This window comes from Lysobacter yangpyeongensis, from assembly GCF_042655745.1.
Lineage (GTDB): Bacteria > Pseudomonadota > Gammaproteobacteria > Xanthomonadales > Xanthomonadaceae > Agrilutibacter > Agrilutibacter yangpyeongensis.
Genome location: NZ_JBHSNM010000001.1, coordinates 1372470 through 1398591, shown reverse-complemented (window position 1 = coordinate 1398591; position 26122 = coordinate 1372470). Strand labels below are relative to the sequence as shown.

At 65.5% G+C, this 26122-nt stretch carries 26 protein-coding genes and 1 tRNA gene; 20 read left to right on the top strand and 7 right to left on the bottom strand.

The features are described 5' to 3' along the window. Positions 1-2: 2 nt before the first annotated feature. From ACFPN1_RS06030 to ACFPN1_RS06005, 6 genes are all read left to right on the top strand, one after another. Entirely contained in the window at positions 3-920 is a 918-nt protein-coding gene (locus ACFPN1_RS06030; protein WP_386753786.1) for a lytic transglycosylase domain-containing protein, read from the top strand. Between the two features lie 152 nt (positions 921-1072). Beyond that, on the top strand, positions 1073-1687 hold the full coding sequence (gene petA, locus ACFPN1_RS06025) for a ubiquinol-cytochrome c reductase iron-sulfur subunit (RefSeq protein ID WP_386753784.1): 615 nt from the start codon (positions 1073-1075) through the stop codon (positions 1685-1687). A gap of 4 nt (positions 1688-1691) precedes the next feature. Beyond that, positions 1692-2963, top strand: a complete 1272-nt coding sequence (locus ACFPN1_RS06020) for a cytochrome b (RefSeq protein WP_386753782.1) — start codon at positions 1692-1694, stop codon at positions 2961-2963. After that, a complete protein-coding gene (locus ACFPN1_RS06015) occupies positions 2956-3708 on the top strand; it encodes a cytochrome c1 (RefSeq protein ID WP_386753780.1) in 753 nt (250 codons plus the stop codon). The genes ACFPN1_RS06020 and ACFPN1_RS06015 overlap by 8 nt, the downstream gene beginning before the upstream one ends. A 175-nt stretch (positions 3709-3883) precedes the next feature. Next, a complete protein-coding gene (locus tag ACFPN1_RS06010) occupies positions 3884-4519 on the top strand; it encodes a glutathione S-transferase N-terminal domain-containing protein (RefSeq protein ID WP_386753778.1) in 636 nt (211 codons plus the stop codon). A 73-nt stretch (positions 4520-4592) separates the two neighbouring features. Beyond that, entirely contained in the window at positions 4593-5090 is a 498-nt protein-coding gene (locus ACFPN1_RS06005) for a ClpXP protease specificity-enhancing factor (protein ID WP_386753776.1), read from the top strand. 65 nt (positions 5091-5155) lie between these two features. Here ACFPN1_RS06005 and ACFPN1_RS06000 read toward each other — a convergent pair whose 3' ends face one another. Next, complete coding sequence (locus ACFPN1_RS06000; RefSeq protein WP_386753774.1) at positions 5156-5488, bottom strand: DUF3301 domain-containing protein; 333 nt, start codon at positions 5486-5488, stop codon at positions 5156-5158. A gap of 22 nt (positions 5489-5510) precedes the next feature. Here ACFPN1_RS06000 and ACFPN1_RS05995 point away from each other — a divergent pair, with 22 nt between their 5' ends. Continuing rightward, positions 5511-6344, top strand: coding sequence for an FHA domain-containing protein (locus ACFPN1_RS05995; RefSeq protein WP_386753772.1), 834 nt, complete (start codon positions 5511-5513; stop codon positions 6342-6344). Between the two features lie 67 nt (positions 6345-6411). Here ACFPN1_RS05995 and nadC read toward each other — a convergent pair whose 3' ends face one another. Both nadC and ACFPN1_RS05985 read right to left on the bottom strand, forming a co-directional pair. Further along, entirely contained in the window at positions 6412-7299 is an 888-nt protein-coding gene (nadC, locus tag ACFPN1_RS05990) for a carboxylating nicotinate-nucleotide diphosphorylase (RefSeq protein WP_386753770.1), read from the bottom strand. Further along, positions 7296-7565: a Trm112 family protein gene (locus tag ACFPN1_RS05985; RefSeq protein ID WP_386753768.1), complete on the bottom strand. Its 270-nt coding sequence runs from the start codon at positions 7563-7565 to the stop codon at positions 7296-7298. The genes nadC and ACFPN1_RS05985 overlap by 4 nt, the downstream gene beginning before the upstream one ends. A 57-nt stretch (positions 7566-7622) precedes the next feature. On the opposite strand from ACFPN1_RS05985, the gene purE reads away from it, so the two are divergent. Then, positions 7623-8126 (top strand): 5-(carboxyamino)imidazole ribonucleotide mutase, encoded by a 504-nt coding sequence (purE, locus tag ACFPN1_RS05980; RefSeq protein WP_386754057.1) that lies wholly within the window; start codon positions 7623-7625, stop codon positions 8124-8126. A gap of 4 nt (positions 8127-8130) precedes the next feature. Further along, entirely contained in the window at positions 8131-9273 is a 1143-nt protein-coding gene (locus ACFPN1_RS05975) for a 5-(carboxyamino)imidazole ribonucleotide synthase (protein WP_386753766.1), read from the top strand. Between the two features lie 34 nt (positions 9274-9307). Here ACFPN1_RS05975 and ACFPN1_RS05970 read toward each other — a convergent pair whose 3' ends face one another. Continuing rightward, positions 9308-9814, bottom strand: a complete 507-nt coding sequence (locus ACFPN1_RS05970) for a CcdC protein domain-containing protein (protein ID WP_386753765.1) — start codon at positions 9812-9814, stop codon at positions 9308-9310. 124 nt (positions 9815-9938) lie between these two features. Beyond that, positions 9939-10517 (bottom strand): superoxide dismutase [Fe], encoded by a 579-nt coding sequence (gene sodB, locus ACFPN1_RS05965; protein WP_386753764.1) that lies wholly within the window; start codon positions 10515-10517, stop codon positions 9939-9941. Positions 10518-10693: 176 nt separating this feature from the next. Here sodB and grxD point away from each other — a divergent pair, with 176 nt between their 5' ends. The 5 genes from grxD (at position 10694) to ppnN (ending at position 17253) form a co-directional block, all read left to right on the top strand. Further along, complete coding sequence (grxD, locus tag ACFPN1_RS05960; protein ID WP_386753763.1) at positions 10694-11014, top strand: Grx4 family monothiol glutaredoxin; 321 nt, start codon at positions 10694-10696, stop codon at positions 11012-11014. Further along, entirely contained in the window at positions 11011-11754 is a 744-nt protein-coding gene (locus ACFPN1_RS05955) for an SDR family NAD(P)-dependent oxidoreductase (protein ID WP_386753762.1), read from the top strand. Before grxD ends, ACFPN1_RS05955 begins: the two co-directional genes overlap by 4 nt. A gap of 11 nt (positions 11755-11765) precedes the next feature. Then, entirely contained in the window at positions 11766-12365 is a 600-nt protein-coding gene (locus ACFPN1_RS05950) for a MarC family protein (protein WP_386753761.1), read from the top strand. A 203-nt stretch (positions 12366-12568) separates the two neighbouring features. Next, a complete protein-coding gene (locus tag ACFPN1_RS05945) occupies positions 12569-15748 on the top strand; it encodes a TonB-dependent receptor (RefSeq protein WP_386753760.1) in 3180 nt (1059 codons plus the stop codon). Between the two features lie 113 nt (positions 15749-15861). After that, complete coding sequence (gene ppnN / locus ACFPN1_RS05940) at positions 15862-17253, top strand: nucleotide 5'-monophosphate nucleosidase PpnN (RefSeq protein WP_386753759.1); 1392 nt, start codon at positions 15862-15864, stop codon at positions 17251-17253. A 52-nt stretch (positions 17254-17305) separates the two neighbouring features. Here ppnN and ACFPN1_RS05935 read toward each other — a convergent pair whose 3' ends face one another. Further along, complete coding sequence (locus ACFPN1_RS05935; RefSeq protein WP_386753757.1) at positions 17306-17707, bottom strand: type IV pilin protein; 402 nt, start codon at positions 17705-17707, stop codon at positions 17306-17308. A gap of 160 nt (positions 17708-17867) precedes the next feature. On the opposite strand from ACFPN1_RS05935, the gene ACFPN1_RS05930 reads away from it, so the two are divergent. From ACFPN1_RS05930 to ACFPN1_RS05910, 5 genes are all read left to right on the top strand, one after another. Continuing rightward, positions 17868-18437 (top strand): GspH/FimT family pseudopilin, encoded by a 570-nt coding sequence (locus ACFPN1_RS05930; RefSeq protein ID WP_386753755.1) that lies wholly within the window; start codon positions 17868-17870, stop codon positions 18435-18437. Continuing rightward, complete coding sequence (locus ACFPN1_RS05925) at positions 18431-19024, top strand: PilW family protein (protein WP_386753754.1); 594 nt, start codon at positions 18431-18433, stop codon at positions 19022-19024. Before ACFPN1_RS05930 ends, ACFPN1_RS05925 begins: the two co-directional genes overlap by 7 nt. A 19-nt stretch (positions 19025-19043) precedes the next feature. Beyond that, complete coding sequence (locus ACFPN1_RS05920; protein WP_386753753.1) at positions 19044-20723, top strand: hypothetical protein; 1680 nt, start codon at positions 19044-19046, stop codon at positions 20721-20723. Positions 20724-20736: 13 nt separating this feature from the next. Next, positions 20737-23139 carry a type IV pilus modification PilV family protein gene (locus tag ACFPN1_RS05915; RefSeq protein ID WP_386753752.1) on the top strand — a complete coding sequence of 801 codons (2403 nt, stop codon included), beginning with the start codon at positions 20737-20739 and terminating at the stop codon, positions 23137-23139. 62 nt (positions 23140-23201) lie between these two features. Next, positions 23202-23278, top strand: a tRNA-Asn gene (locus tag ACFPN1_RS05910). A gap of 63 nt (positions 23279-23341) precedes the next feature. On the opposite strand, the gene ACFPN1_RS05905 is transcribed toward ACFPN1_RS05910, so the two are convergent. Beyond that, positions 23342-23884: a GspH/FimT family protein gene (locus tag ACFPN1_RS05905; RefSeq protein ID WP_386753750.1), complete on the bottom strand. Its 543-nt coding sequence runs from the start codon at positions 23882-23884 to the stop codon at positions 23342-23344. Between the two features lie 154 nt (positions 23885-24038). On the opposite strand from ACFPN1_RS05905, the gene uvrB reads away from it, so the two are divergent. Beyond that, positions 24039-26069: an excinuclease ABC subunit UvrB gene (uvrB, locus tag ACFPN1_RS05900; RefSeq protein ID WP_386753748.1), complete on the top strand. Its 2031-nt coding sequence runs from the start codon at positions 24039-24041 to the stop codon at positions 26067-26069. The last annotated feature ends 53 nt before the right edge of the window (positions 26070-26122 follow it).

Below are 26122 nucleotides of genomic sequence, written 5' to 3'. Positions count from 1 at the left end.
GCATGAAGGGGGCATGGGGAATTCTGGCCGTATTGGGTGCGCTGGCTTCGACGCCTGCGTGGGCCGGCAGCCTTTACCGCTGCGACGCTCCCGACGGCACCCGCGCCTATGTCAGCAAGCGCGTTGCCGGTGCGAAGTGCACCGTAATCAGTTATCGGGCCGACCAGCCCCGGCCGGCACCGGCACCGGCGCCCCCCAAGGCCGCCGTGGGCAATGCGACGCCGGCGATGGCCGTGTCCGGATCGCCGGCGACGCTCGGCGCCGCCCCGGGCAGCGAGACCGGGATGAAGGCGCGGTTCCTGCGCATGGGCTCCACCGTCACCTACTCGTATATCGACGGCAACGGCGTCCGCAACTACAGCAATCGGCGTCCCCGAGGGGTCGCCAATGTCAAGGTGACACGGGTCGAGTTCCCGATATTCCAGATCGAGAACTGCTACGCCTGCGGGGCGCTGCCAGGCGTCAACTTCGGGCGGATCCGCCTCAATACCGACGCCTACCGATCGGAAATCGCCAGCGCTGCGGCGCAGTTCGGCGTCGAGGAAGCGATCGTGCGGGCGATCATCCACGCCGAGTCGTCCTATAACCCGGGCGCGCTGTCGCGCGTCGGAGCGCAGGGCCTGATGCAGCTGATGCCGGCCACTGCACGCCGCTTCGGCGTCAGCAATGCCTTCGATCCCGCGCAGAACATCCGCGGCGGCGTCCAGTACCTGGGCTGGCTGCTCAAACGCTTCAACGGCGATCTCAAGCTGGCGGCCGCGGGATACAACGCGGGCGAAGGCGCGGTCGACAAGTACAAGGGCGTCCCGCCGTACGCGGAAACCCAGCGCTATGTCCAGCGTGTGGCGCTGCTGGCCGACCGTTACCGCAGCGCCGGCGCACCGGTGGCCGCGGGCGGAGCGGGCACGGGCTCGCGCTGAGCGACGCAAAGCCCCGCGGCGGTTCACATTCCGCCGGATTGTCGGGTCATTCACCCTTCCGTTACACTTCGCCGTCTTTTTTCAGCCGCGAGCCGTCGCCAGTGGCGGCGGCCGTGTGAACTTCGTTTTTCAGAAGCTTTGCGGAGTGCCGGATGGCCAACCAAGGGGACAGCCCCGTCAATCAGGGCCGCCGCCGTTTCCTGACCGCGACCACCACCGTGGTCGGCGCAGTCGGGGCGGGATTTGCGGCGGTACCGTTCATCAAGTCCTGGAGCCCGAGCGAACGTGCCAAACAGGCCGGCGCACCGGTGTCCATGGACATCACGGCGTTGCAGGAGGGACAGCAACTCACGCTTGCGTGGCGCGGCCAGCCGGTATTCGTGTCGCGGCGCTCCAGAAAAATGCTCGACGTGCTGCCGTCGCTCGACGGCCTGCTGCTCGATCCCAAGTCGGATAACAGCGACCAGCAGCCCAAGTACGCGCAGAACGGCACCCGTTCGATCCGTCCGGACATCGGCGTGCTGATCGGCGTGTGCACCCACCTGGGTTGCGCGCCGGAGTTCAAGCCGGAGATCAAGCCGGAGCCGTTCGATCCGGAGTGGAAGGGCGGTTATTTCTGCCCGTGCCACAAGTCGCGCTACGACGCGGCGGGCCGCGTGTTCAAGAACATGCCCGCCCCGGCCAACCTGCCGGTACCGCCGTACCACTTCGAGGGCGACAACACGCTGGTGATCGGCGTGGATCCGTCCAATGCAGGAGCCGCGTGAGCCCATGAGCAACGTGATTACGCGCACCGCCAACACCGTCGCCAACTGGGTCAATGATCGGGCACCGGCGCTCATGCCGATGTACCGCAAGCACATGACCGAGTACTACGCGCCGAAGAATTTCAACTTCTGGTACTACTTCGGTTCGCTCGCACTGCTGGTGCTGGTCAACCAGATCGTCACCGGCATCTTCCTGACGATGCACTTCAAGCCGAGCGCCGCCGAAGCGTTCTCCTCGGTCGAGTACATCATGCGCGATGTGTCGTGGGGCTGGCTGATCCGCTACATGCACAGCACCGGCGCCTCGCTGTTCTTCATCGTCGTCTACCTGCACATGTTCCGCGGCCTGATGTACGGCTCGTACAAGAAGCCGCGCGAACTGGTGTGGATCCTGGGCATGCTCATCTACCTCGTGCTGATGGCCGAAGCCTTCATGGGCTACGTGCTGCCGTGGGGCCAGATGTCGTTCTGGGGTGCGAAGGTGATCATTTCGCTGTTCGGCGCCATTCCCTACATCGGAACGGGCCTGACCGAGTGGATCATGGGCGACTACATCCCCTCGGATGCGACCCTCAACCGCTTCTTCGCGCTGCACGTGATCGCGATGCCGCTGGTGCTGCTGCTGCTGGTCGTGCTGCACCTGGGCGCGCTGCATGAAGTCGGGTCGAACAACCCCGACGGCGTCGACATCAAGAAGGGCCCGAAGGGCAACCGCTGGGATGCGAACAAGGCGGCCGACGGCATCCCCTTCCATCCGTACTACACGGTGAAGGACCTGTTCGGCGCCGGTTTCTTCCTGATCATCGCGGCGTTCATCATCTTCTTCGCGCCGACCTTCGGCGGCTGGTTCCTCGAGCACGACAACTTCACCGCGGCCAACCCGCTGGTCACGCCCGAGCACATCAAGCCGGTGTGGTACTTCACCCCCTACTACGCGATGTTGCGCGTGGTGCCGTCCTTCTTCGGCATCAAGCTGTGGGGCGTGCTGGTGATGTTCGGCGCCATCGTGCTGCTGTTCCTGGCGCCGTGGCTCGACCGCGCTCCGGTGAAGTCGTTCCGTTACCGCGGCAAGCTCTCGTGGGCGATGCTGGCGATCTTCGTCATCTCGTTCCTGTGGTTGATGAAGATCGGCGCCGGCCCGGGCACGGACCCGGTCGAGACCATCATCGGTCGCGTGCTGACTTTCCTGTACTACGCCTTCTTCATCACCATGCCGGTGTGGACGAAGATCGATTCCACCAAGCCTGTGCCGGAACGGGTGACGACGCATGACTAAGATGAATTTCGTCCGCACTCTTACTGTCTTCGCTGCCGGCCTCCTGGTTTCCGCCACGGCGGCGGCGAGCGAGGGTGGCAACCTGCTGCACTCGGGTACGGACCTGGGCGACCGTGCGTCGCTGCAGCGTGGCGCCCAGTTGTTCATGAACTACTGCTCGGGCTGCCATTCGCTCAAGTATCTGCGTTACTCCCGCATGGGCGAAGACCTGGGGCTGACCCCGGACCAGGTGATGCAGAACCTCAACTTCACCGGCGGCAAGATCGGTGACCAGGTGCAGGTGACGCTGACCGAGGACGACGCCAAGCAGTGGTTCGGCAAGATGCCGCCGGATCTCAGCCTGATTGCGCGCGTGCGCGGCAGCGACTGGATCTACACCTACCTGAAGTCGTTTTACCTGGACGAGTCGCGCCCGCTGGGCTGGAACAACACGCTGTTCCCGAATGCCTCGATGCCCAACCCGCTGTGGCAGATGCAGGGCCTGCAGCACGCCGAGTACGGCGAGCCGGACAAGGCGACGGGCGAGCGTCCGGTGCATGGGCTCAAGATCACCACGCCGGGCACGCAGACGCCGGAGCAGTTCGACCAGTCGGTCCGCGACATCACGACCTTCCTCGAATACGCCGGCGAGCCGGCAGCGCTCAAGCGCGAGAAGGTGGGGGTGTGGGCGGTGCTGTTCCTGGCGTTCTTCACCTTCATGGCGTACCTGCTCAAGCACGAGTACTGGAAGGACGTGCATCACTAAGCGCTTCGCCAACGACGCCCGGCCCTGTGCCGGGCGTTTCGTTTGAGGGCTGCGGGGGGCGACTTTTTCCGGCAGTAACGCTAGTCTCGGGAACCCGGGCGACCGACCGCAGGGGGCGGGCGGCGCCAAGACCGGTGCATGGAACCGGTCGAACCGACTGCAGGAGCAATCGATGATGGCGGCTAGTCCACGTATGCGTAATGCCCTGACCCTGTTCTCGTCCACCGACTGCGTGTTGTGCCACCGGGTACGGCTGGTGCTGGCGGCCAAGGGCGTCACGTACGACCTGATTCCGGTCGACCCGCAGAATCCGCCCGAAGACCTGGTCGACCTCAACCCGTACCACTCCGTGCCGACCCTGGTCGAACGCGATCTCGTCCTGTATGCGGCGAGCGTGGTCAGCGAATACCTCGACGAGCGTTATCCGCATCCGCCGCTGATGCCGGTCGACCCGCTCTCGCGCGCCCGCCTGCGCCTGGCGATGCTTCGTCTCGAACACGACTGGGTGCCGCAGGTCCAGGCGATCCAGCTGGGCAACAAGGTGCAGGCCGAAGCAGGGCGCAAGCGCCTGAAGGAACTCCTGACGGCCTCGGTGCCGCTGTTCAAGGCCAGCAAGTTCTTCCTCAATCCGGAGATGAGCCTGGCCGACTGCGCGATGGCCCCGATCATCTGGCGCCTGCCGGCCCTGGGCGTGCCGCTGCCGAAGGACGGCAAGGTGATCGAGGACTACGGCAACCGGATTTTCCGGAACCCCGGGTTCACCCGCAGCCTCACGGACGCCGAGCGCAAGCTGCGCGACATCCCGGCCTGACGGCACCGTTGCCGGCCGGAAAGGAGCCGTGCCCCCGTCTTCCGCCGCCGGCGCTCGGCGCTACACTGCCGGCATGAGTGAAGACAGCAACACCATGACGAGCCACCGCCCGTATCTGCTGCGGGCGTTGTACGAGTGGATCGCCGACAACGGCATGACCCCCCACCTGCTGGTGGATGCCACGCGCCCGCACGTCCAGGTGCCGGCCCATGCGGTCAAGGACGGTCGCATCGTCCTCAACGTCGCCGAGCGCGCCGTGGCCGGCCTGCAGATGACCAATGATGTCATCCGCTTCAGCGCGCGCTTCGGCGGAGTCAGTCACGCCGTATCGGTGCCGATCTCGGCCGTGCTCGCCATCTATGCCAGGGAAACGGGGCAGGGCATGGCACTACCGGAGGAATCCCTGGCGGGCGACCCGGCCGAAGAGGCGGAGATGGAGGTCGAGGCCGGCGACGAGGAGGCCGCGCATTCGCCCCTCAGCATCGTGCCCGACGACGGTGCCCCCGACGATGGCGACGAGCCGCCGACGCCCACCCCGCGCCGCAGCGGCCATCTGCGCATCGTCAAGTGATGCCCCCTCGCGTGCGCCGCGTTGCTCGGCCGTATTGCGTGCGCTGAGTGTGCGCTCTGGCCCGCTTAGTGCTGCGGCCTCATCGGAACCGGCGAAGGCATTACCGGGCCACTGAACGCCACCAGCCGATCGCCACGCAACACCAGGCGTCCGCTGTGGCGATCGTCGCCGTTGTGCGAGTAGTCGAAGCGGAACGTGCGTTCGAAGCCGAGCCACCCGTTTTCCTGCCGGCATACGCGCAGTCCGGTGGCGTGCACGCTGTGGTCGAGCCATTGCACGCCGGCATTGCGACAGGCGTCACGTCCGAGCGTTTCGGCGCGTTCGGCGGCGGCGCGGCTGGCGTTCCAGAACGCGAACGCCATCGCAGACACGATCATCAGGATGATTAGAGTCGGCATCGGTTCAAGGTAGTGGCGCAGAATGCGCGCCACAAGTTTACGTTCGCCGGGGAGGGGCGGCGTGTCGATGAAACTGGTATTTCCGGGTGGGGAACACCCACAGGTCCTGCTGGGGCAGGGTGTCAACCGGGTCGGCTCCGATCCTCGCTCGAACATCGTCCTGGATACGCCAGGCGTGCTCCCGCAGCATTGCCAGCTGCATGTGAGCGCTACCGGCGTGATGCTGGAAGTGCCTTCCGGAACCACCGTCAGCGTCAACGGTCGCCATGTCGATGGGCTGATCGCGTTGCGACCCGGCGACAGCGTCACTTTCGATCACGTGCTCGCGCGGCTGGCCGCGGTCGATACGATCGCGGTCCGTGGCTCCGACGAAGCCAATGGCATCGGCTATCCGCACGCGGCGAACGACGATCCGGGCGTGACCGCCGTGCGCCAGGTGGTGCCGATGTACGTCCTTCGCGGCCTCACCGGCGGAGTGTTCGGGCGCAGCTATCCGCTGCATGGCCCCGTCACCATCGGTCGGTCGCCGGAGTGCGACATCCATATCAACGATCTGGGATTGTCGCGCGTCCACGCACGCCTCGTGCCCGGCGAAAATGGCGTCCACATCGAGGATCTGAACTCCACGAACGGCACCTTCCTCAACGACCGTCGGGTCATGAAGGACACCGCGCGCAAGGGCGACGAAGTCGGTTTCGACAAGCTGCGTTTCCGCCTTTCCGGCGCGGCGGGCCAGGAGCCGGTGCACATCGTCGCCACCCGGGCGACACAATCCCCGTCCCGCGGCGGGAACTGGTTGTGGATCGGCCTGATCGTGGCGGTGGCCGCGGCGGTGATCACGATCGTGGTGGGCTGAACTTCCGCCTTGCCATCGCACGAAAGCGGGCCGGTCGGCCCGCTTTTTGTTGCGGGAAGTTCGCCCGTCAAGCCGCCGGTGGCGGCCCCAGCTTCAGCGACAGATCGATCGCGTGGACGTGCTTGGTCAGACCGCCGATCGAAATGCAGTCGACGCCGTCCTCGGCGATCGCGCGCAGCGTGGTCATGTCGACGCCTCCGGACACCTCCAGCGGGATGCGGCCCTCATACGGCGCCGCATGCGCGATACGAACCGCCTCGCGGCGCATGTCCGCGTCGAAATCGTCGATGAGGATGCGGTCGCAGCCTTCGCGCAGGGCTTCTTGCAGTTGCGCCAGCGATTCGACTTCGACGATCAGGGGCAGGGCCGCGTGCATCGCACGCGCCGCGCGGATCGCTGCCGTCAGCGAACCGGCGGCACGCACGTGGTTTTCCTTGAGCATCACCGCGTCGTAAAGGCCCATGCGGTGGTTGACGCCGCCGCCTACCCGCACGGCGTACTTCTGCGCCAGCCGCAGGCCGGGGAGGGTCTTGCGCGTGTCCAGGATGCGCGCGCCGGTGCCGCGCACGGCGTCGACATGGGCCGCGGTGACGGTCGCCGTTCCGGACAGCGTCTGCAGGAAGTTGAGCGAGGCCCGTTCGGCCGTCACCAGCGCGCGTGCGCGGCCCTGCAGCGTCGCGAGCACGGTGCCCTTGCGGACCCGGTCGCCTTCGCGCACGCGCCAGTCGATCCGCACCTCCGGATCGAGCGCGCGATGGCAGGCGTCGAACCAGGGGCGGCCACAGAAGACGCTGTCTTCCTTGCACAGCAGGTAGGCAGTGTCGGCGGCATCCGGCAACAGCGCCGCGGTCACGTCGCCGCCGCCGATGTCTTCGGCCAGCGCGCGGGCGACGTCGGCCTCGATCGCCTCGGCCGGCGGAAGCAGGATCTCTTCGCGCAGCTCCGTGCCGCTCATGCCGCAGGGAATCCCGCGACCTGGTTCGTCGCCAGCGCCTCCTCGGCCAGCAGCACCGGGATCCCGTCGTCGACGCGATAGACCGTCTTGCGGTCGCGGGTCACCAGGGCTTCGCGCAGCGCCTCGGTCTGGGGACTGCCGTCGCCACGCACCAGGCCGCCAGCGGCGATCGCGGCGTTCAGGGCCTGCAGGCTGCGGTTATCCAGCAGTGCCAGGGGCTGGCGGGTGGTGGGACAGACGAGCAGATCCAGCAGTTTGCGGTCCATGGCGATGAAGGCGCGGCGGAAGGCCGGTAGAATACCGTTTTGACGATTGGAACCGTCATGGCAGCAACCGAAGAACGCCCGTTGGTCGGCATCGTCATGGGCTCCCGCTCCGACTGGGAGACGATGCAACACGCCGCCGCGCGGCTCGAGGCACTGGGCGTTCCCCACGAAGTACGCGTCGTCTCCGCGCACCGGACTCCGGACGTGCTCTTTGCCTATGCGGAAACGGCGGCCGGGCGCGGCCTGCGGGCGATCATCGCCGGCGCGGGAGGCGCAGCCCATCTGCCCGGCATGCTCGCGTCGAAGACGGCCGTGCCGGTCCTGGGCGTCCCCGTGCAGAGCAAGGCGCTGAACGGCATGGACTCGCTGCTGTCGATCGTGCAGATGCCGGCGGGGGTGCCGGTCGCGACGTTCGCGATCGGCAATGCAGGTGCCGCGAACGCCGGCCTGTTCGCGGCGGCGATGCTCGCCAGCGAGTTCCCCGCGATCGGGTCTGCGCTCGAAGCGTTCCGCGCCAAGCAGACCGACGACGTGATCGCCAACGACGATCCGCGCAAGTGACGCCATGACGACGGTCGGAATCCTGGGCGGCGGACAGCTCGCCCGCATGATGGCCCTCGCAGGCGCACCACTCGGCCTGCGCTTCCTGGTGATGGATACGGTCGCCGATGCCTGTGCGGGACAGTTCGCCCCGTTGATCGTCGGCGACTGGCGCGACGAAAGAGCGCTCGGCGAATTCGCGTCGCGCATCGACGTCGCCACGTTCGATTTCGAGAACGTGCCGGCCGAATCCGCGCAGTGGCTGGCCGAGCGCGTTCCGGTCTTCCCGCAGCCGCGCGCGCTGGCCGTGGCGCAGGACCGCCTCGCCGAGAAGACGCTGTTCCGCGAACTCGACATTCCGGTGCCCGAATTCGCAGCGGTCGCTACGCGCGAAGAGCTCGATGACGCCATCGCGAAACTCGGCACGCCCTGCATCCTCAAGACACGTCGCCTCGGCTACGACGGCAAGGGTCAGTTCCGCATCAGGACGTCCGCCGATGCCGCAGCCGCCTGGGATGCGCTCGGCGCCCAGGCCGGCACCGTGGGCCTGATCCTGGAAGGCTTCGTCGCGTTCGAACGCGAACTCAGCGTGGTCGCCGTGCGCGGCCGCGACGGCGAATTCCGCACCTGGCCCCTGACCGAAAACTGGCATGTCGATGGCGTGCTGTCGGCCAGTCTCGCGCCCGCGGAGGTGGATGCGGCGATGGCGCAGACCGCCTTCGCGCATGCGAAGAAGCTGGCCGAAGCCCTCGACTACGTCGGCGTCTTCGCGCTGGAACTGTTCTGCCGCGACGGCGTGCTGCTGGCCAACGAACTGGCGCCACGCGTGCACAACTCCGGCCATTGGACGATCGAGGGCAGCGAGACCTCGCAGTTCCAGAACCATCTGCGCGCGGTGCTCGGCCTGCCGCTGGGCGATACGCGCATGGTGGGCACGGCCTGCATGCTCAACTGGATCGGGCAGATGCCCGACGCGAACGCAGTCCTGCGCGAAGCGGGTGGACACTGGCACGACTACGGCAAGGAAGCGCGCGCGGGCCGGAAGGTCGGCCATGCGACGCTGCGCGCGGACTCGGCGACCGACCTTGCTGCGACGCTGCAGCGGGTGGGGGCTGCGCTGGGTCGTGAGGCGCAGGTCGCGGCGGTGATTGCTTCCCTTCAGGCGTAAGGCGCAATACAGACGACCCAGCCGCCCCTTTCGCTCACGCGATCGACGAATCGGGAACCAGCCGGCGCATGCGCAGCGCCAGCGCGATCGAATAGGTCAGGTAGTAGCCGATCAGCGCGGCCGCGAAGGCCAGCGTGAGGGGACTCGCGCCCCCGGGCTGTGCCTGGACGAAGCCGCCGTGCATGAGGCGCCAGGCCAGGCGCCCGACCAGCAGCAGCGACAGTGCACCGCCAATCCACGGATTGGGCAGGTAACTGCGCTGCCCATCGACCAGCTCGATGCGGGTCTGCGAAATGCCGTACATGCCGAGCGCCGCACCCAGGGCCAGAGCCGTCGCGACAGCCAGTGCCGCTCCCGGCACGAAGATCCCGGCAAGCACCAGGGAAGCCAGGACCAGCGCCAGCAACGCGATCCGCACCATCGTGCGCCTGGGTTGCCACGGCTGCCGGCCGAACTGGCGGCGGATGCGGCGGTAATACATCAGGCCGATGCCGGCGGTCATCGCGTAGGGAAGCAGGGCAGGGAGCGCGGGTGCGGCCATGGTCGGTCCTCGGGAAGTTGCGGCAGGGTAGCCGCTCCCTGGCAGCGCGCTAGGTGCCAAAGGTCAGATCCGGCAAAGAAAAACGGCCGGGTCGCCCCGGCCGTCGGTTTCCGCGCGTGCTGGATCAGCGCAGGTTGGATGCCACGAAATCCCAGTTGACCAGGTTCCAGAACGCCTCGACGTACTTCGGGCGCGCATTGCGGTAGTCGATGTAGTACGCGTGTTCCCACACGTCGCAGGTCAGCAGCGGCTTGTCTTCGCCGGTGAGCGGCGTGCCCGCGTTGGAGGTGCTGACGAGAGCCAGCGAACCGTCCGGACGCTGCACCAGCCAGCCCCAGCCCGAGCCGAAGGTGCCGACCGATACCTTGGTGAATTCGTCCTTGAACTTGGCGAAGTCGCCGAAGGCCTTGTTGATCGCCTCGGCCAGCTTGCCTGTGGGTTCGCCGCCGCCGTTGGGCTTCAGGCAGTTCCAGTAGAACGTGTGGTTCCACACCTGCGCCGCGTTGTTGAACATGCCGCCCTGCGACTTGCGGATGATGTCCTCGAGCGACATGTCGGCGAACTCGGTGCCCGCGATCATGTTGTTGAGGTTGGTCACGTAGGCCTGGTGGTGCTTGCCGTAGTGGTATTCGAGCGTTTCGGCCGAAATGTGCGGCTCGAGCGCGTTGCGGTCGTACGGAAGCGGGGGCAGTTCGATGGCCATGGCTGGCTCCTTGCTGGCGTGTGGGAATGGGGGCGCCCGTGCCAGACCGGCGGACGGGAGCGGGGCGAAAGCTTTTACAATGCGCATTGTATCCCCACGTTCAGCGGCCCGGCCTCACACGCCGGGGACGCGCCATTCCAGCGGCGTCCATCGCAGCCATCCAGCAGGAGCAGTCCATGTCTGTCATTGAGCGGATCCAGGCCGAAGTCGAAGGCCATCCGATCGTCCTTTTCATGAAGGGCACCGCGCAGTTCCCCATGTGCGGCTTTTCCAGTCGCGCCGTGCAGGCGCTGAAGGCGGCCGGCGCCAGCCAGCTGCACACCATCAACGTGCTCGAGGATCCGGAAGTGCGCGCCAACCTGCCGCGCTATTCCAACTGGCCGACGTTCCCGCAGCTCTTCATCAATGGCGAGCTGATCGGTGGCTGCGACATCACCATCGAGCTGTTCGAATCGGGCGAGCTCGCCCGCATGATCAGCGAAGCGCAGCAACAGTGAGCGCCGCATCGGAGGCCGCTTCGCCGCAGGCCCTGAAGGATCGCGTCGTCCTGGTCTCCGGCGCGCATGGCGGGCTGGGCTCCGTCGCGAGCGTTGCCTGCGCGCGTGAGGGCGCCACGGTCGTGCTGCTCGGTCGCAAGGTCCCGCGTTTGAATCGCGTCTACGATGCCGTCGCCGCGGTCGGCGCCGAGCCGTTGCTGTATCCGCTCGACCTCGAGGGCGCTTCCGCCGACGATTACGCCGAGATGGCCGAGCGCATCGGCTCCGGGCTCGGCCGGCTCGACGGCGTGCTCCATTGCGCCGCCAACTTCGCCGGCCTGACGCCGTTGTCGCAGACCGATCCCGCAGCGTTCGCGCGCGCCATCCATGTGAATCTGACGGCGCGGTGGTGGCTCACCCAGGCCTGCCTGCCGCTGCTTCAGAAGGCCGACGATGCTGCCGTGGTTTTCGCACTGGATGATCTTTCGCGCGTGGGGCAGGCCTACTGGGGCGGTTACGGACTGGCGCAGCACGCGCTCGCGGGCCTGGTCGGCATGCTGCAGGCGGAGCTGGCCAGTTCGAATGTCCGCATCAGCGGGCTGCAACCCGGGCCCATGCGCACGCCACTGCGCGCCAGGGCGTTCCTGGAGGAAAGCGATCGGGTGGCACGCGACCCCGAGGCCTATGCGGCCGCCTGCATTACCCTGCTGTCCGCCACAGGCGATGCCCATCGCGGCGCGATCTGGGCCCCCGACGCCTGAGCGACGCACCGATGACCATCGCTTCCGCCGCCCTGCTGCTGTTCCTGATCCTGGATCCGCTGGGCAACATCCCGGTCTTCCTCAGCCTGCTGCGGGGCCTGCCAGCTCGGCGGCAGCGGGTCGTGCTGGCGCGCGAGCTGACGATCGCGCTCGGGGTGCTGATGGTGTTCCTGTGGGGCGGCAAGTACGCGCTGGAGCTGATGCACCTGCGCCAGGAGTCGGTCTCGATCGCCGGCGGCATCGTGCTGTTCCTCATCGGCATCCGGATGATCTTTCCGCCGCCGGAAGGGCTGATGGGCGAGTTGCCCGATGGCGAGCCCTTCATCGTCCCCATGGCCATCCCGCTGGTGGCAGGCCCCTCGGGCATGGCCGCGGTGATGCTGATGGGCAGCAACGACCCGGGCAGGCTGGCCGACTGGAGCCTGGCGCTCCTGTTGGCCTGGGGCGCGACCGCCGCGATCCTTTTCAGCGCCACCTACCTCTACCGGTGGCTGGGCACCCGGGTCCTTACGGCCGTCGAGCGCCTGATGGGCATGCTGCTGGTTGCCATCTCGGTCCAGATGTTCCTCGACGGGCTGGGGACCTACCTCCAGATCGCGCCGGCGCCCTGATCCGGCTCATCAGGCCGAGAGACACGTGGCAACGGTCAAGGAATTGACATCGGTTCGCCACAGTATGGGTTAAACTGGCGTTAACCCGGCCAGGCTTGGCGGGTCAGGGGTTCATAAGTTTTCGCCATGAGGCCGGCACGGATGCGGCCTGTCGCCGCTTGCTACCGATTTTTTCAATTCCGAACTTTCGAGGCATCCAGACAATGACTCATTCGAACCGCGTCCGCATGTCGAAGCTCACGCTCGGCCTGCTCGCCGTCCTCGCCACCGCGCCGGCCTTCGCGCAGAGCACCGCTGCCGGTATCGGCGGCCGTGTCGTCGGCGCAGACGGCAAGCCCGTCGCTGGCGCAGAAGTCACCATCACGCACACCGAGTCCGGCACCGTCAGCCGTGCCGTGACCGATGCCGATGGCCGCTACAACGCCCGCGGCCTGCGCGTCGGTGGCCCGTACACGGTCAGCGTGAACAAGGCCGGCGAAGGCTCGAGCAGCCAGGACGGCATCTACCTCAACCTCGACAAGGTCAACCAGGTCGACGCGGCGCTCAATGCCGAAGTCACGACGCTCGAGGCCGTCCAGGCGGTCGCCGGCGCCGGCTCGGAGCTGTTCAGCGCCAACAAGATGGGCGCCGGTTCGAACATCACCCGCGAGCAGCTCGCGACGATGCCGACCATCAACCGCAACCTGCAGGATTTCGTGCGCCTCGATCCGCGCGTGGCGCAGACCGACAAGGCGCGCAACGAGATCTCCGTGGGCGGCCAGAACCCGCGCTTCAACGTCGTCCGCGTCGACGGTATCAGCACCAACGACTCGTTCGGCCTGGAATCCAACAGTCTGCCGACCCCGCGTCAGCCCTTCTCGATGGATACCATCGACGAAGTCGCGATCGACGTCGCCAACTACGACGTGACCATTTCCGGCGGCACCGGCGGCGTGATCAACGCCGTCACGAAGTCGGGTACCAACGAATTCCACGGCTCGGTCTACGGCATCTACCGCGACAACGACTGGTCGGGCAAGAACGACAACGACATCCGTCCCAAGCTGTTCGAGAGCGAAACCACCTACGGCGCCACCTTCGGCGGTCCGCTGGTCAAGGACAAGCTGTTCTTCTTCGCCAACTACGAGAACTACAAGGGCAAGGGCCTGTTCACCGGCAACTCCGGCTTCGGTCCGATCGGCTCGGGCGAAAGCAACATCGTCAACATCGATCCGGCCGACATCGCCGAGATCATCGACATCTCGCGCAACGTCTACGGCTTCGACCCCGGCACGCTGACCAAGCCGGCGCTCGACACCGAGAGTGAGGAGTACGGCCTCAAGATCGACTGGAACATCAGCGACGCCCACCGCGCCAGCTTCCGCTACGGCAAGACCGAGCAGAACACCCCGTTCCTGCAGGGCTTCGGCAACTCGTCGCTGGCGTTGAACACGTACCACTACGTCCGTGACTTCTCGCTCGAGACCTACACTGCCCAGCTCTTCAGCGACTGGACCGACACGTTCTCGACCGAAGCCAAGGTGTCCTACCGCGACTACTCGGCCGTGCGCAATCCGCTGGCCGACCTGCCGGCCGTCGCCATCCGCCTGGGCGGTCAGACGCTGAACTTCGGCACCGAAGAAAACACCCACGCCAACGTCCTCGAGACGCAGACCTGGAACGGCTTCTTCGCCGGCAACCTGTTCCTCGGCGATCACACGGTGAAGTTCGGCGCCGACTACGAGTCGAACGAGGTCTACAACCTGTTCGGCCGTCGAGTGAACGGTGTCTACACGTTCAACAGCATCGACGACTACGCCAACGGCATCTCCAGCCGCTACCAGCTGTTCTATCCGCAGGGCGGCAACCTGGACAACATGGCCGCCGTGTTCACCCAGCGCAACCTGGGCCTGTTCCTGCAGGACAGCTGGGCGATCAACTACAACCTGACGCTGAACTACGGCCTGCGTTACGACCGTTCGATCGTCGACGACAAGCCGGCCTTCAACGCCGCCGCGTCGCAGACCTTCGGCGTCCGCAACGACAACACCATCGACGGCACCGAGCTGTGGTCGCCGCGCGTGGGCTTCAACTACACCTTCGACGATGAAGCCCGCACGCAGCTGCGCGGTGGCTTCGGCCTGTTCAAGGGCGCCGCGGCGACGGTGTGGCTGGCCAACCCGTACGCCAACAACGGCATCTCGTACACGGACTACATCTTCAACAACGGCATCACGCAGTTCTCCCCGGATCCGTCGGAGCAGATCAACCTGTTCACGCCGGGCGCCGGTGCGACGCAGTCGGTCGACTTCATCGACGACGACCTGGCCCAGCCCTCGGTGTGGAAGGCCAACCTGGCGTTCGACAAGGAGCTGCCGTGGTGGGGCCTGGTCGGTTCGGCTGAAGTGGTGTGGACGTCGGTCAAGGACGGCATCTACTACCAGCAGCTCAACCTGGGCGCCGCGAGCGCGGTGGGCCAGGACGGTCGGCTGATCTACTGGAACCCGAATGGACTTGATCCGACCCGCTGGAATCAGCAGGGCACCGGTTCGGGCGTAACTGCGCGCGGCAACCGCAACACGGCGTACAACGACGCCATCATCGCCAAGCAGACCAGCAAGGGCGGCAGCGAGCAGCTGACGCTGTCGCTCAACAAGCCGTTCAACGACGGCGACTGGAGCTGGACGCTGGCCTATACCTACACCAACGCGAACGAAGTCAGCCCGCTGACCAGCTCGACCTCGAGCTCGCAGCTCGGCAACGTGGCGGTGTTCCAGTCCAACGAGGAAGTCAACGCAACGTCCAGCTACGAGATCAAGAACCGTTTCACCGCGGCCCTGACCTGGAAGCACGCGTTCTTCGGCGACAACAACACCACCGTGTCGATGTTCTACGAAGGCCGCACCGGCCGTCCGTACAGCTACACCTTCGACAACGACGCCAACGGCGATGGCCGCCTCAACGACCTGCTGTACATCCCGACGGCGCCGGGCGACGTGCTGTTCGGTTCGCCGACCGAGGAAGCCGCGTTCTGGGACTTCGTTTACAACAACGAATACCTGAACTCGCACCGCGGCCAGGTGGCCGAGCGCAACGCGGCGCATAGCCCGTGGGTCAACCAGTTCGACATGCGCATCGCACAGGAGCTCCCGGGCTTCTGGAAGGGCCACAAGGCCGAGCTGGCGATCGACATCCTCAACGTCGGCAACCTCCTGAACAAGGATTGGGGGCAGGTCGAGGAAGTGGCGTTCCCGGCCATGCGCGGCGTGGTCGAGTACGGCGGCATCGATCCGGCGACGGGCAAGTACGTGTACCGCTTCAACACGCCCGACAGCCTGAACATCTATGACGACAAGGGCATCTCGCGCTGGGCCGCGCAGGTGAGCTTCCGTTACAAGTTCTGATCGCGCCTGCAGTCTGCTTCGAAGAACGGCCGGGGAAACCCGGCCGTTTTTTTGTGGGCGCCGCTGCGCTAGAGTCCCCCGGAACCGAGAAGAAAAGAACGCGAAGAAGCGAAATGAAAGCCAGCATCGAATCGATCGACACCCGTCTCCCGACGGTGAACACCCACATCTATCCGCGAGGCGGCCTGGACGTATTGTCGCGGACCGAAGTTGCGCGCCTGCGCGATGCATCCGCCGGGGGCATGCACGACCTGCTGCGCCGTTGCGCACTGGCGGTGCTCACGAGCGGCAGCGCTTCTGACGATCCGCGTGCGGCGCGCGAGCTGTATCCCGACTTCGATATCGAAGTCCAGCAGCAGGATCGCGGCGTCCGTATCGATCTGCGCAACGCACCGGCCATGGCGTTCGTCGACGGGGAGATCATCCATGGCGTCGCCGAACTGCTGTTTGCCGCCGTTCGCGACCTGGCGTACATCGCGATCGAGCTTGGCGAAGATGCAGGCAGGGATCTGGAATCGAGCGAAGGCATCACCGATTCGGTGTTCGGTCTGCTGCGCAACGCGCGTCTGCTCAGACCGGCGGATCCCAACCTGGTGGTGTGCTGGGGCGGGCACTCGATTTCGCGCGAGGAATACGTCTATACCAAGCAGGTCGGGTACGAGTTGGGACTGCGCGGCCTGGACATCTGCACGGGCTGCGGTCCGGGTGCGATGAAGGGTCCGATGAAGGGCGCGACGATCGCGCATGCCAAGCAGCGTCGTCGCAACACGCGCTACATCGGCATCACCGAGCCGGGCATCATCGCCGCCGAATCGCCGAACCCGATCGTCAACCACCTGGTGATCATGCCGGATATCGAAAAGCGCCTCGAGGCGTTCGTACGGCTTGGCCACGGCATCATCGTCTTCCCGGGTGGCGTGGGCACTGCGGAGGAGATCCTCTATCTGCTCGGGATCCTGCTGCGCGAGGAGAACGCCGAGCTACCGTTTCCGCTCGTCTTTACCGGCCCGGGCACGTCGGCGCCGTATTTCGAACAGATCGATCGCTTCATCCGTCTGACGCTGGGCGACGAAGCGACGCGTCGTTACCAGATCATCACCGGCGACAGCGCGGAAGTGGCCAGGCGCATGACGACGGGAATACGAAAGGTGCGCGAGCACCGCATCGCCCAGAAGGACTCGTTCTTCTTCAACTGGTCGGTCGAGATCCCCGAGGCGTTCCAGCGTCCGTTCGTTCCCACCCACGAAGCGATGGCGGCGCTCGATCTTCACCATGGCCGGAAGGCCCACGAACTCGCCGCGGACCTGCGTCGCGCGTTCTCCGGCATCGTCGCGGGCAACGTCAAGGAAGACGGGATGCGGCGTATCGAGGAGCGCGGGCCGTTCGAGATCCACGGCGATGCCGACATCATGCAATCGCTGGACGCGCTGCTACGCGCCTTCGTCGAGCAGCGCAGGATGAAGATCGCGGGTGAATACAAGCCCTGCTACAGGGTCGTCGCCTGACCCGGCTGCAATCGCCTGCTGACAGCGCAACTGCAGCCGGTGATGGCTGCAGTCAGTTGCAGCTGGCCGTTGCCCACTGCGGCTTTGCGGACAGATCGCCCGCGAAGGTGTAGGTCAACGTTCCGCAACGGTCGTCGGCCTGCGCGCCCGCTCTGGTAGCGGTCACGGTGTAGCCGGTCGCCGATTGCCCCGACAGCGCAAACGTGTAATACGAGCTCGTGGGTACTGCGGGGTACGAGGCCGAAGGAACGGCGCTATTGGCGTACGACGGATTGTCAGCACGCCAGCGCTCCATCGCGAGTTGCATGCGGCCCATGGCGCTTACGGCTTCGGAGCGGCGGCTCTTCTGCACATATTCCTTGTAGGAAGGCAGCGCGATCATCGCGAGGATTGCGATCGCAGCCACGACAATCATGAGTTCGATCAAGGTAAAACCGCTCGACATTCTGCGCATGGCGCCCTTCCCCCAGGTGTCCGGCTCCGAGTGTATATCGTAGGGAGCCCCCGGGCCTGCCCGCAGCCGCTTATCCAAGATGACGGCCCGGTCATCGGTCCCGGGGCCAATTGCCCGCCGAAGATGGCTAGGATGCAGCCTGCAAAAGGGGAGAAGCGCTGTGCAAAAGTCGCAAGGCTTCACGCTGATTGAGCTCATGGTCACAGTTGCGGTGCTGGCCGTCCTGCTGACGTTGGCGTCGCCTTCTTTTTCGGATTTCTTCCAGCGGTACCGGCTGCGCGGCGCCGCCGACAAGGTCGTCAACACGCTGGCGAGCGCCCGGGCCGAGGCGGTCATGCGCAATCGTGACGTGTCGATCGACTTCAAGGGCAGTGCCGGTTCCTGGTGCATGGGCGCCAACGCCGCGCCAGATCCGGCGACGCTCGGCGAGCTGGTCGGTTCGGCTGACGCGTGCGACTGCACGGTCGCCAACAGCTGCAAGGTGGCCGATGGCCGTGAGCTTGTAGTCACGACTTCGCAGGTCGAGGGGGTGACCCTGTCGGCCAATCCGGGCGCGCTGCTGTTCAGCAGCCGCACCGGGGCTACGTCTCCGGTGGGCACCACTGCCACCACGACGCTGGCGTCTCCGAACGGGAAATTCAAACTACGGCTGGATGTGTCGGCGTTGGGCAGGGCAACCCTCTGCGTGCCCTCCGGCGAGCCGGCCATGGCGGGGTTCAAGTCATGCTGAAACGGGTCCATGCGAAGCACCAGGCAGGCGTCACCCTGGTCGAGCTGATGATCGGCCTGACGCTCGGGCTGATCGTGTCCGGCGCCGCGATCTCGCTCGTGGCATCGATTTCCCAGTCGAACGGCGAAACCATCCGCGCCACGCGCCTGACCCAGGAGCTGCGATCGCTCTCCGACATCGTCACGCTGGAGGCGCGCCGCGCGCATGGAGTGACCGATCCGCTCGCCAACGTCGGCATGGGCGACGATGCCCCGGTGTCGGCCTGCGATATCGCGCCGGTCGCCAGCGCCAGCTGCCTGAAGATCGGATACGACTGCGACACGGCTGCGGGCACCGGCAAGTTCCGCACGTTCTCGTACGCGAATGGTCAGATGCTGCTCGCGACGGCCACCGATGCGGCACCGGCCTGCGGTACGGGTTCGGTGCTCAACAGCTCCGAGCTGGCACTGGATGCCGTAAGCATTTCCGCCGTGGCGGATGGCTCGATCAATCTGGTGCTGACCGGACACCTCACGTCCGACGCCACCTCCACCTCCCGCACGCTGAAACGGACGATCTGGCCGCGCTCGGCCCTGGTCGCCCCCTAAGTCTCAGAAGGACATGGCCATGTCGAATCGAAACCCACAAACCGGCAACGTGCTGCTGGTGGTCGTCCTGCTGCTGTTGCTGGTCAGCGTGATGACCCTGTTCGCACTCAATGTCGGCCTGTTCGAACAGCGCAGCTCGGGCAACGACCTGAGGGCCAAGCTGGTCACCGAAGTGGCGGAGGCCGGCCTTGCCGAGGGCATGGAGTACCTGCACCAGAACGCGAACTTCATCACCGACGAAAGCAAGTGGACGGCCTGCGACGATGCCGACACCACGTTCCCCTGCGGCGCGATCCAGCCGAATTCGCAGGTGCAGACGGTGGATGCCGGCGGCAACAAGATCACCGTGACGGTGACGCGCCGCTCCACCATGCGCTACTGGAACGGTGGTGGGTACGATTTCGACGGCAGCGGCGCCGTTTCCGGCTGGGAAGCCAAGATGCTGCCGTTCAACCATGCCATCGCCACCACGGGCAACGGTTTCCCGGCGCGGTATGGCGTGGGTCCCGTGTTGTGCCGCGTGGCGTACAAGGAAAAGGAAACGGATCCCACGGTGTGCACCGACGATCCGGCGAAGATGTCGCCCACCAGCGTGCTCACCTTTGTCAGCGTAGGCAGCCTGCCGGATGAGGGCGCCCGGTCCACGCTCGTGCAGATCGTGGGCAGCTACAACATCCTCAACAATCCGCCGGGCAAGCCGCCCGTCGTGGCATCGGGTAGCGTCGACGTGACCGGCGGCCTCCAGATCGTGACCAACCCGAATGCGGCCGGCCCGGGCGTCCCCGTGTCCGTCTGGACGCGCAAGGACATGACCAAGACGGGTACGCCGAATACCTGCTACTACGACGAGTTCACCCGCTTCACCAAGGGCAGTGTCACGCCGACCATCGAAGACGGCATCGTCGTGTGCGACGACTGCCAGTGCCAGGAAGAGCACTCGATTTCCTACGACAAGTCCGGCAACACGCAGGACGAGGACATCGACATCCTCGATATCGATGGAAACAGTGGCGTCAACCTGGATGTGCGGCCGCAGGACTTTCCCTGCGATCTGTTCGAGTTCGTTTTCGGGGTCAGGTCCTGGGAAGACACGGACGGCGATTATTTCTGCGAAACCAAGCTCATGACGCAGTACAAGAACCCGAATACCGGGGCCATGGTGACCATGGGCACGGACGAGGCGTTCCTGTTCAAGAATGCAACCCACGTCATTCCTTCTGCCGCGACTACCGCAGCGAACCTGCTGTCGCCCGGCCAGGGCACGACCTCGGCCTATCTCAACTCGAATGCATCGGGTCTGATCTGGTGCCAGACAGCCTGCGATGTCGGTTCCAATGTGCAGGTCGGTACGCCGTCGCACCCGGTGCTGCTCGTGATCGATGGCTCCGCCAGGATCCAGGGGCGGGTCTTCGGCCTGATCCTGCTCCGCTCGCTGGCCGGTGGCGCCACGCTGACGCCGTCCACGGGTTACAAGATGTCGGCCACCGAAGTCCAGAACGGTGGTAACGCCACGCTGGACATGAATGCAGGCGCCGCGGTGTATGGATCGATCGTCGTGCAGGGCAAGATCGACAAGGCCAACGGCACCGCGGCGGTCATCTACAACTCCGACGTCCTCGTCAATCTCGCCAACGATCCGAGCAACCAGAAGTTCTCTGGCGTGCCGGGTGGCTGGGCGGACGATCGCGTCAGCTACTGACCGGAGCAAGGACATGGTGAATCACAACAATCGTTTGATCCGGAACGGTCGGGGCTTCTCGCTGATCGAGGTCATGATCGCGGTGGTGGTCCTCTCCACCGGCCTGCTGGCGCTGGCGGCCCTGCAGGCCAACCTGGTGCGTACTGCGGCGGATAGCAAGGCGCGCTCGCGTGTCGCCGCCTTGGTCAGCAGCCACATGGATGCCATGCGTGCCGGTGGATACGACGGTGCGCAGAGCATGGCGGCGACCGGTTGTGCCAGCGGCAATGATGTCTGCCAGGCTCAGACCGAAGGTGCGGTGGGCGGCCTCACGATCGCCCACGAAGTCAACGAGGTCGCACTCAACGCCACGGCGCACTACAAGACGGTGCGCATGGTCGCCCAATGGACCGATGCCGGTGGCCAGGCCCGCAGCCTGTCGATGAACACCGTGCTGAGCCCGACGGCGCTCGACGCCTCGGCCACCCTGGTGGACAAGGACCTCTCGGGCGACAGTTCCAAGCAGCCCATCGTGCGCACGACCAATCCGGCGACGCCGGGCATGATTCCGATTGCCGTAAGCGCGACGGATTCGACCGCGGCGACCAACCCGCGTCCGGAACTGCTATCGAAGGGAAACAATTCGATCGTCGGTACCAAGTTCGACGTGCTGACGTATACCAACGAAACCGGCGGCAACGTCCAGATCCAGCGCCGCGTGGAAACCACGGTTGTCGCCTGCACCTGCCAGTACGGTGCTGGCGGTACCAACCTGCCGGAGATCTACCGGGAGGCCCAGTGGCCGGCGATCTGGACCGGCGAGCGCTACGACATCTACAAGCCGGATTCCTCGACGCTGAAGCCACCGGGCGCCACCGCGCTGACGGGCCCCGCCTCTGGTGTCGAGCAGAGTCCGTTGTGCACCGAATGCTGCCGCGACCACCACGATTCGGATCGTACGGACGTGGCCAAGTTCGATCCGGAGCGCGTGCTGCAACAAGGCGAGGCGGTGGACTCGCATTACACGCGGGACAAGAACGGCACCCTCGTCCTGGCCGATGCGGCCAACAAGGGCACGTATGAAGAATCGTGCCGCATGATCCGCGTGGACGGCCTCTGGCGCACCGCGGCGGACATGTACAGCCGTTACACGGCATTGATCCCCACGGGCGTTGCCAGCGGCAAGACCGCCCCAGCCACGACCGGCGTTCCCGATGCTACGGCTGCGGACAACTACGGCGGGAGCCCGAGCAAGGGCATCAGCGGGTTCGTGAAGGATTACCTGGCGGAGTTGATGCAGACGGCTTCCTCCTCTGTCGGCGCCGACAAGCTGTACGACGATTACGGACTCAACAATCCCGCCGAACTCGCCATCCAGCGGCCCACCGGCAGCACGACCGACGAGCGTTACCTGCATCTGCGCGGGCTGTACGTCGACCATCTCGAGGAAAAGGCGAAGGAGCGCATCAAGACCGCACTGCTGCCGACCAACTGTCCCGGCAACAAGACGGAATGCGTCCTGCCTTACGTGCCCTTCACTACGGTCAATCTCACCGAGCTTGCCTACTGGAAATCGCAGGTGCTCAAGAGCGGATCTTTCATCGATGACAGCTCGATCCTGAAGGTCGAAACCGCCAGTTCGCTCACTTACAACGCTACGGAGCCGTACCGTGGCCGCACCAATGCGTTGACCAATGCGAACAACACGGACGCCGCTTATGCCACGGCGACGATCACCCGATCCAATTCGGGTGTTGCAGTCATGCAGCAGGGCGTGGACCCCGATGACGACACCGTTGCAAGCGAGTTGCCGGACCGCCAGTTGTTCACGGTCAGCGCAAGCGGTAGTGGCTCCAATGGCGCCAAGTTCACCGTGAACCTTGCAGGCTTGCCGCAGACGAGCGACAACCTGACGACGAACGATCCCAGCGTCGACTGGCTGGTTTCGAGCAACACGGGCTCCTGTGGCGGCACTCTCAGCAGCAAGCAGGATGACGATCCGAACGACTATTCATGCAACAACGTCACTGCCCTGGACGTGGCGGGCAGCGTGATTGTCAGCAACTACTACCGCGAGCATGACTCGACTTCGACCAAGTCGTTTACCTTCACATGCAGTTCGAGCGCCGGAGACGTCTCCGTTACCGGCAATCTCACTTATCCGCAGTTCGACAACTACAAGGTCCTGTCGGCTGTCGTTGGCACCACCAAGGCAACAGGCGTCGCGGGAGTCCCGCAATCGCCGAGCAACGACAAGAAGAAGACCGAAAAGACCCAGATCGATTTCACGAACATTCCCGCCAATTCCACGGTCTGGGTCGACTTCGCCAAGGAGGAGACCATCGATGCGACGATCCTGTCGTGCACGGCGACGCGGCAGAACGCCAACAAGCCGTGGGTGTTCGGCAACGTGACATGGAACCGGCCTTGGGAGTGATGGTGTAGCTCTGGCCGGACCGTTGACTTGGGCAGAGGACCGCAGGCATCATATGCGGCCTCGCCCGAATAGCTCAGCCGGTTAGAGCACTTGACTGTTAATCAGGGGGTCGTTGGTTCGAGTCCAACTTCGGGCGCCAGATTCAAGAAGCAGAACCCGCCGCAAGGCGGGTTTTGTTTTTTCCGGCCCCATGCAGGCCACGCTAACCCCCGTAGACACAGTCCCACGCCGCACTGGTCGTCGGCTGGCCGCTGCGGAGGTTGCCTTCGTTCGACAGCACCAGGGTGGTGGCGCTTTTGGGACCCCGGGAATCGCACAGGGTGAAGGTGACGTTGGAGCCGGCGTTGCCGCCGTTGGGCTGGAAAACCAGCCGCGTCCTGCCGGCGGTGCTGCGCAGGTGGACCTGGCGCGGGAGCGCCGTATGACCGGCCAGCCGGGTTTCGTTCGCATCGGGTACCCGGTTGCCGTTGATGTCCGCGAAGGCCATCCAGCCCTGGTCCCAGTTGGCCGAGCGACTGCACTGTCCCGGCGCTGAGACTGGACAGACCACCACTTCGCTGCCCGTGATGGCGGAGTGCCGCACTGCGTCCAGCACGGTGACTGCGAGGTCGGCTCGGACGGAGCCCAAGTTGGCCGCCGCCATCGCATGGGAGCACGCCGGCACGGCGATGGCGAGCAGGATGGCGGCGACCGCCACGGCAACCAGGGCTTCGACGAGGGTGAATCCATTCACGACGCGGCGCATTGCGGGACTCCAGTCACGGACTGGCGGCATCCTCGCTGACCCGTTCACGTACGCCAGTCGGTGAGTGCATGCCGTGCGGGTAGGAAAAGTCCGCGACTGCCCTCATGACCCGTACTGGCTACACTCAGCGATTGCCTTGTCTCCCCCGCAGGCCATGAACGAACTGATCCATCCCGCAGGCTTCCAGCTGGTATCGCCCTACCAGCCGTCCGGCGACCAGCCGCAGGCGATCGAGAAACTGGTGGCCGGATTCGAGAACGGCCTTGCCCACCAGACGCTGCTGGGCGTCACCGGTTCGGGCAAGACGTTCACGATCGCCAACGTCGTGCAGCAGGTGCAGAAGCCGACGATCGTGATGGCGCCCAACAAGACGCTCGCCGCGCAGCTTTACGGCGAATTCAAGGCGTTCTTCCCGCACAACGCGGTCGAGTACTTCGTCAGCTACTACGACTACTACCAGCCCGAGGCCTACGTCCCGTCCTCCGATACCTACATCGAGAAGGACAGCTCGGTGAACGAGCATATCGAGCAGATGCGCCTGTCCGCGACCAAGGCACTGCTCGAACGCAAGGACGCCCTGATCGTCTGCACGGTATCGGCGATCTACGGCCTGGGCGATCCGAACGAGTACTTCAAGATGGTGCTGCACATGGTGCGTGGCGAACGCATCGAGCAGCGCGAGCTGATCCGACGCCTCACCGAGATGCAGTACACCCGCAACGACACCGAACTGCGCCGCGCGACCTACCGCGTGCGCGGCGAGGTGATCGACGTGCATCCGGCTGAAAGCGATGCCGAGGCGCTGCGCATCGAACTGTTCGACGGCGAGATCGAGAACCTCACCATGTTCGATCCGCTCACCGGCGAGACGCTGCGCAAGCTGCCGCGCTACACGATCTATCCCGGGTCGCACTACGTGACCTCGCGGCGCACCGTGCTGGACGCGATCACCGCGATCAAGGAGGAACTGCGCGAACGGCTGGAGCAGCTCTACGCGCAGAACAAGCTGGTGGAGGCCCAGCGTCTCGCGCAACGCACGCAGTTCGACCTGGAGATGCTCGCCGAGGTCGGCTACTGCAATGGCATCGAGAACTACAGCCGTCATCTCACCGGCCACATGCCGGGCGAACCGCCGCCGTGCCTGTTCGATTACCTCCCGCCCGACGCGCTGCTGGTGGTCGACGAATCGCACGTCACCGTTCCGCAAGTCGGCGCGATGTACAAGGGAGACCGTTCGCGCAAGGAGACGCTGGTCGAATTCGGCTTCCGCCTGCCCTCGGCGCTGGACAACCGGCCGCTCAAGTTCGAGGAGTGGGAGGGTCGTTCGCCGCGCGCGATCTTCGTCTCCGCCACACCGGGGCCGTACGAATTGCGTCATTCGGAAGGGCAGATCACCGAGCTGGTCGTGCGTCCCACCGGCCTGGTCGATCCGGAAGTGGAAATCCGTCCGGTGGCCACCCAGGTCGACGATGTGCTCGGCGAGATCAACGCGCGCGTCGCCATGGGCGACCGCGTGCTGATCACCACGCTGACCAAGCGCATGGCGGAAAACCTCACCGAGTACCTGGGCGAGCACGGCATCCGCGTACGCTACCTGCACTCGGACGTGGACACCGTGGAGCGCGTGGAGATCATCCGCGACCTGCGTCTGGGCAAGTTCGACGTCCTGGTCGGCATCAACCTGCTGCGCGAGGGCCTGGACATGCCCGAAGTGTCGCTGGTGGCGATCCTGGATGCGGACAAGGAAGGCTTCCTGCGTTCCACCGGCTCCCTGATCCAGACCATCGGCCGCGCCGCGCGCAATCTGCGCGGCAAGGCGATCCTGTACGCGGACAGCGTGACGAAGTCGATGAAGGCGGCGATCGAGGAAACCGACCGTCGTCGCCAGAAGCAGGTCGAGTACAACGCCGCGCACGGGATCACGCCGAAGTCGGTGGCCAAGCCCATCGTCGACATCATGGAAGGCGCGCGCGTCGATCCGGATGCGCTCAAGGCCAGGGGCAGGGCGCGCAAGGTGGCCGAGGAAGCCGCCGAATACGCGGCGCTCAGCCCGGCCCAGTTCGCGGCCCGGGTCAAGGCGCTCGAGCAGAAGATGTACAAGCACGCCCGTGACCTCGAATTCGAGGAAGCGGCGGCAGTGCGCGACCAGTTGCGGCGGCTGCGCGAGGCCGGGTTCGCCGCCTGATTCCGCCGCGCGGGAGCGCGGCATGAGCGCGAACCCGGGGCCTGTCGAGACGG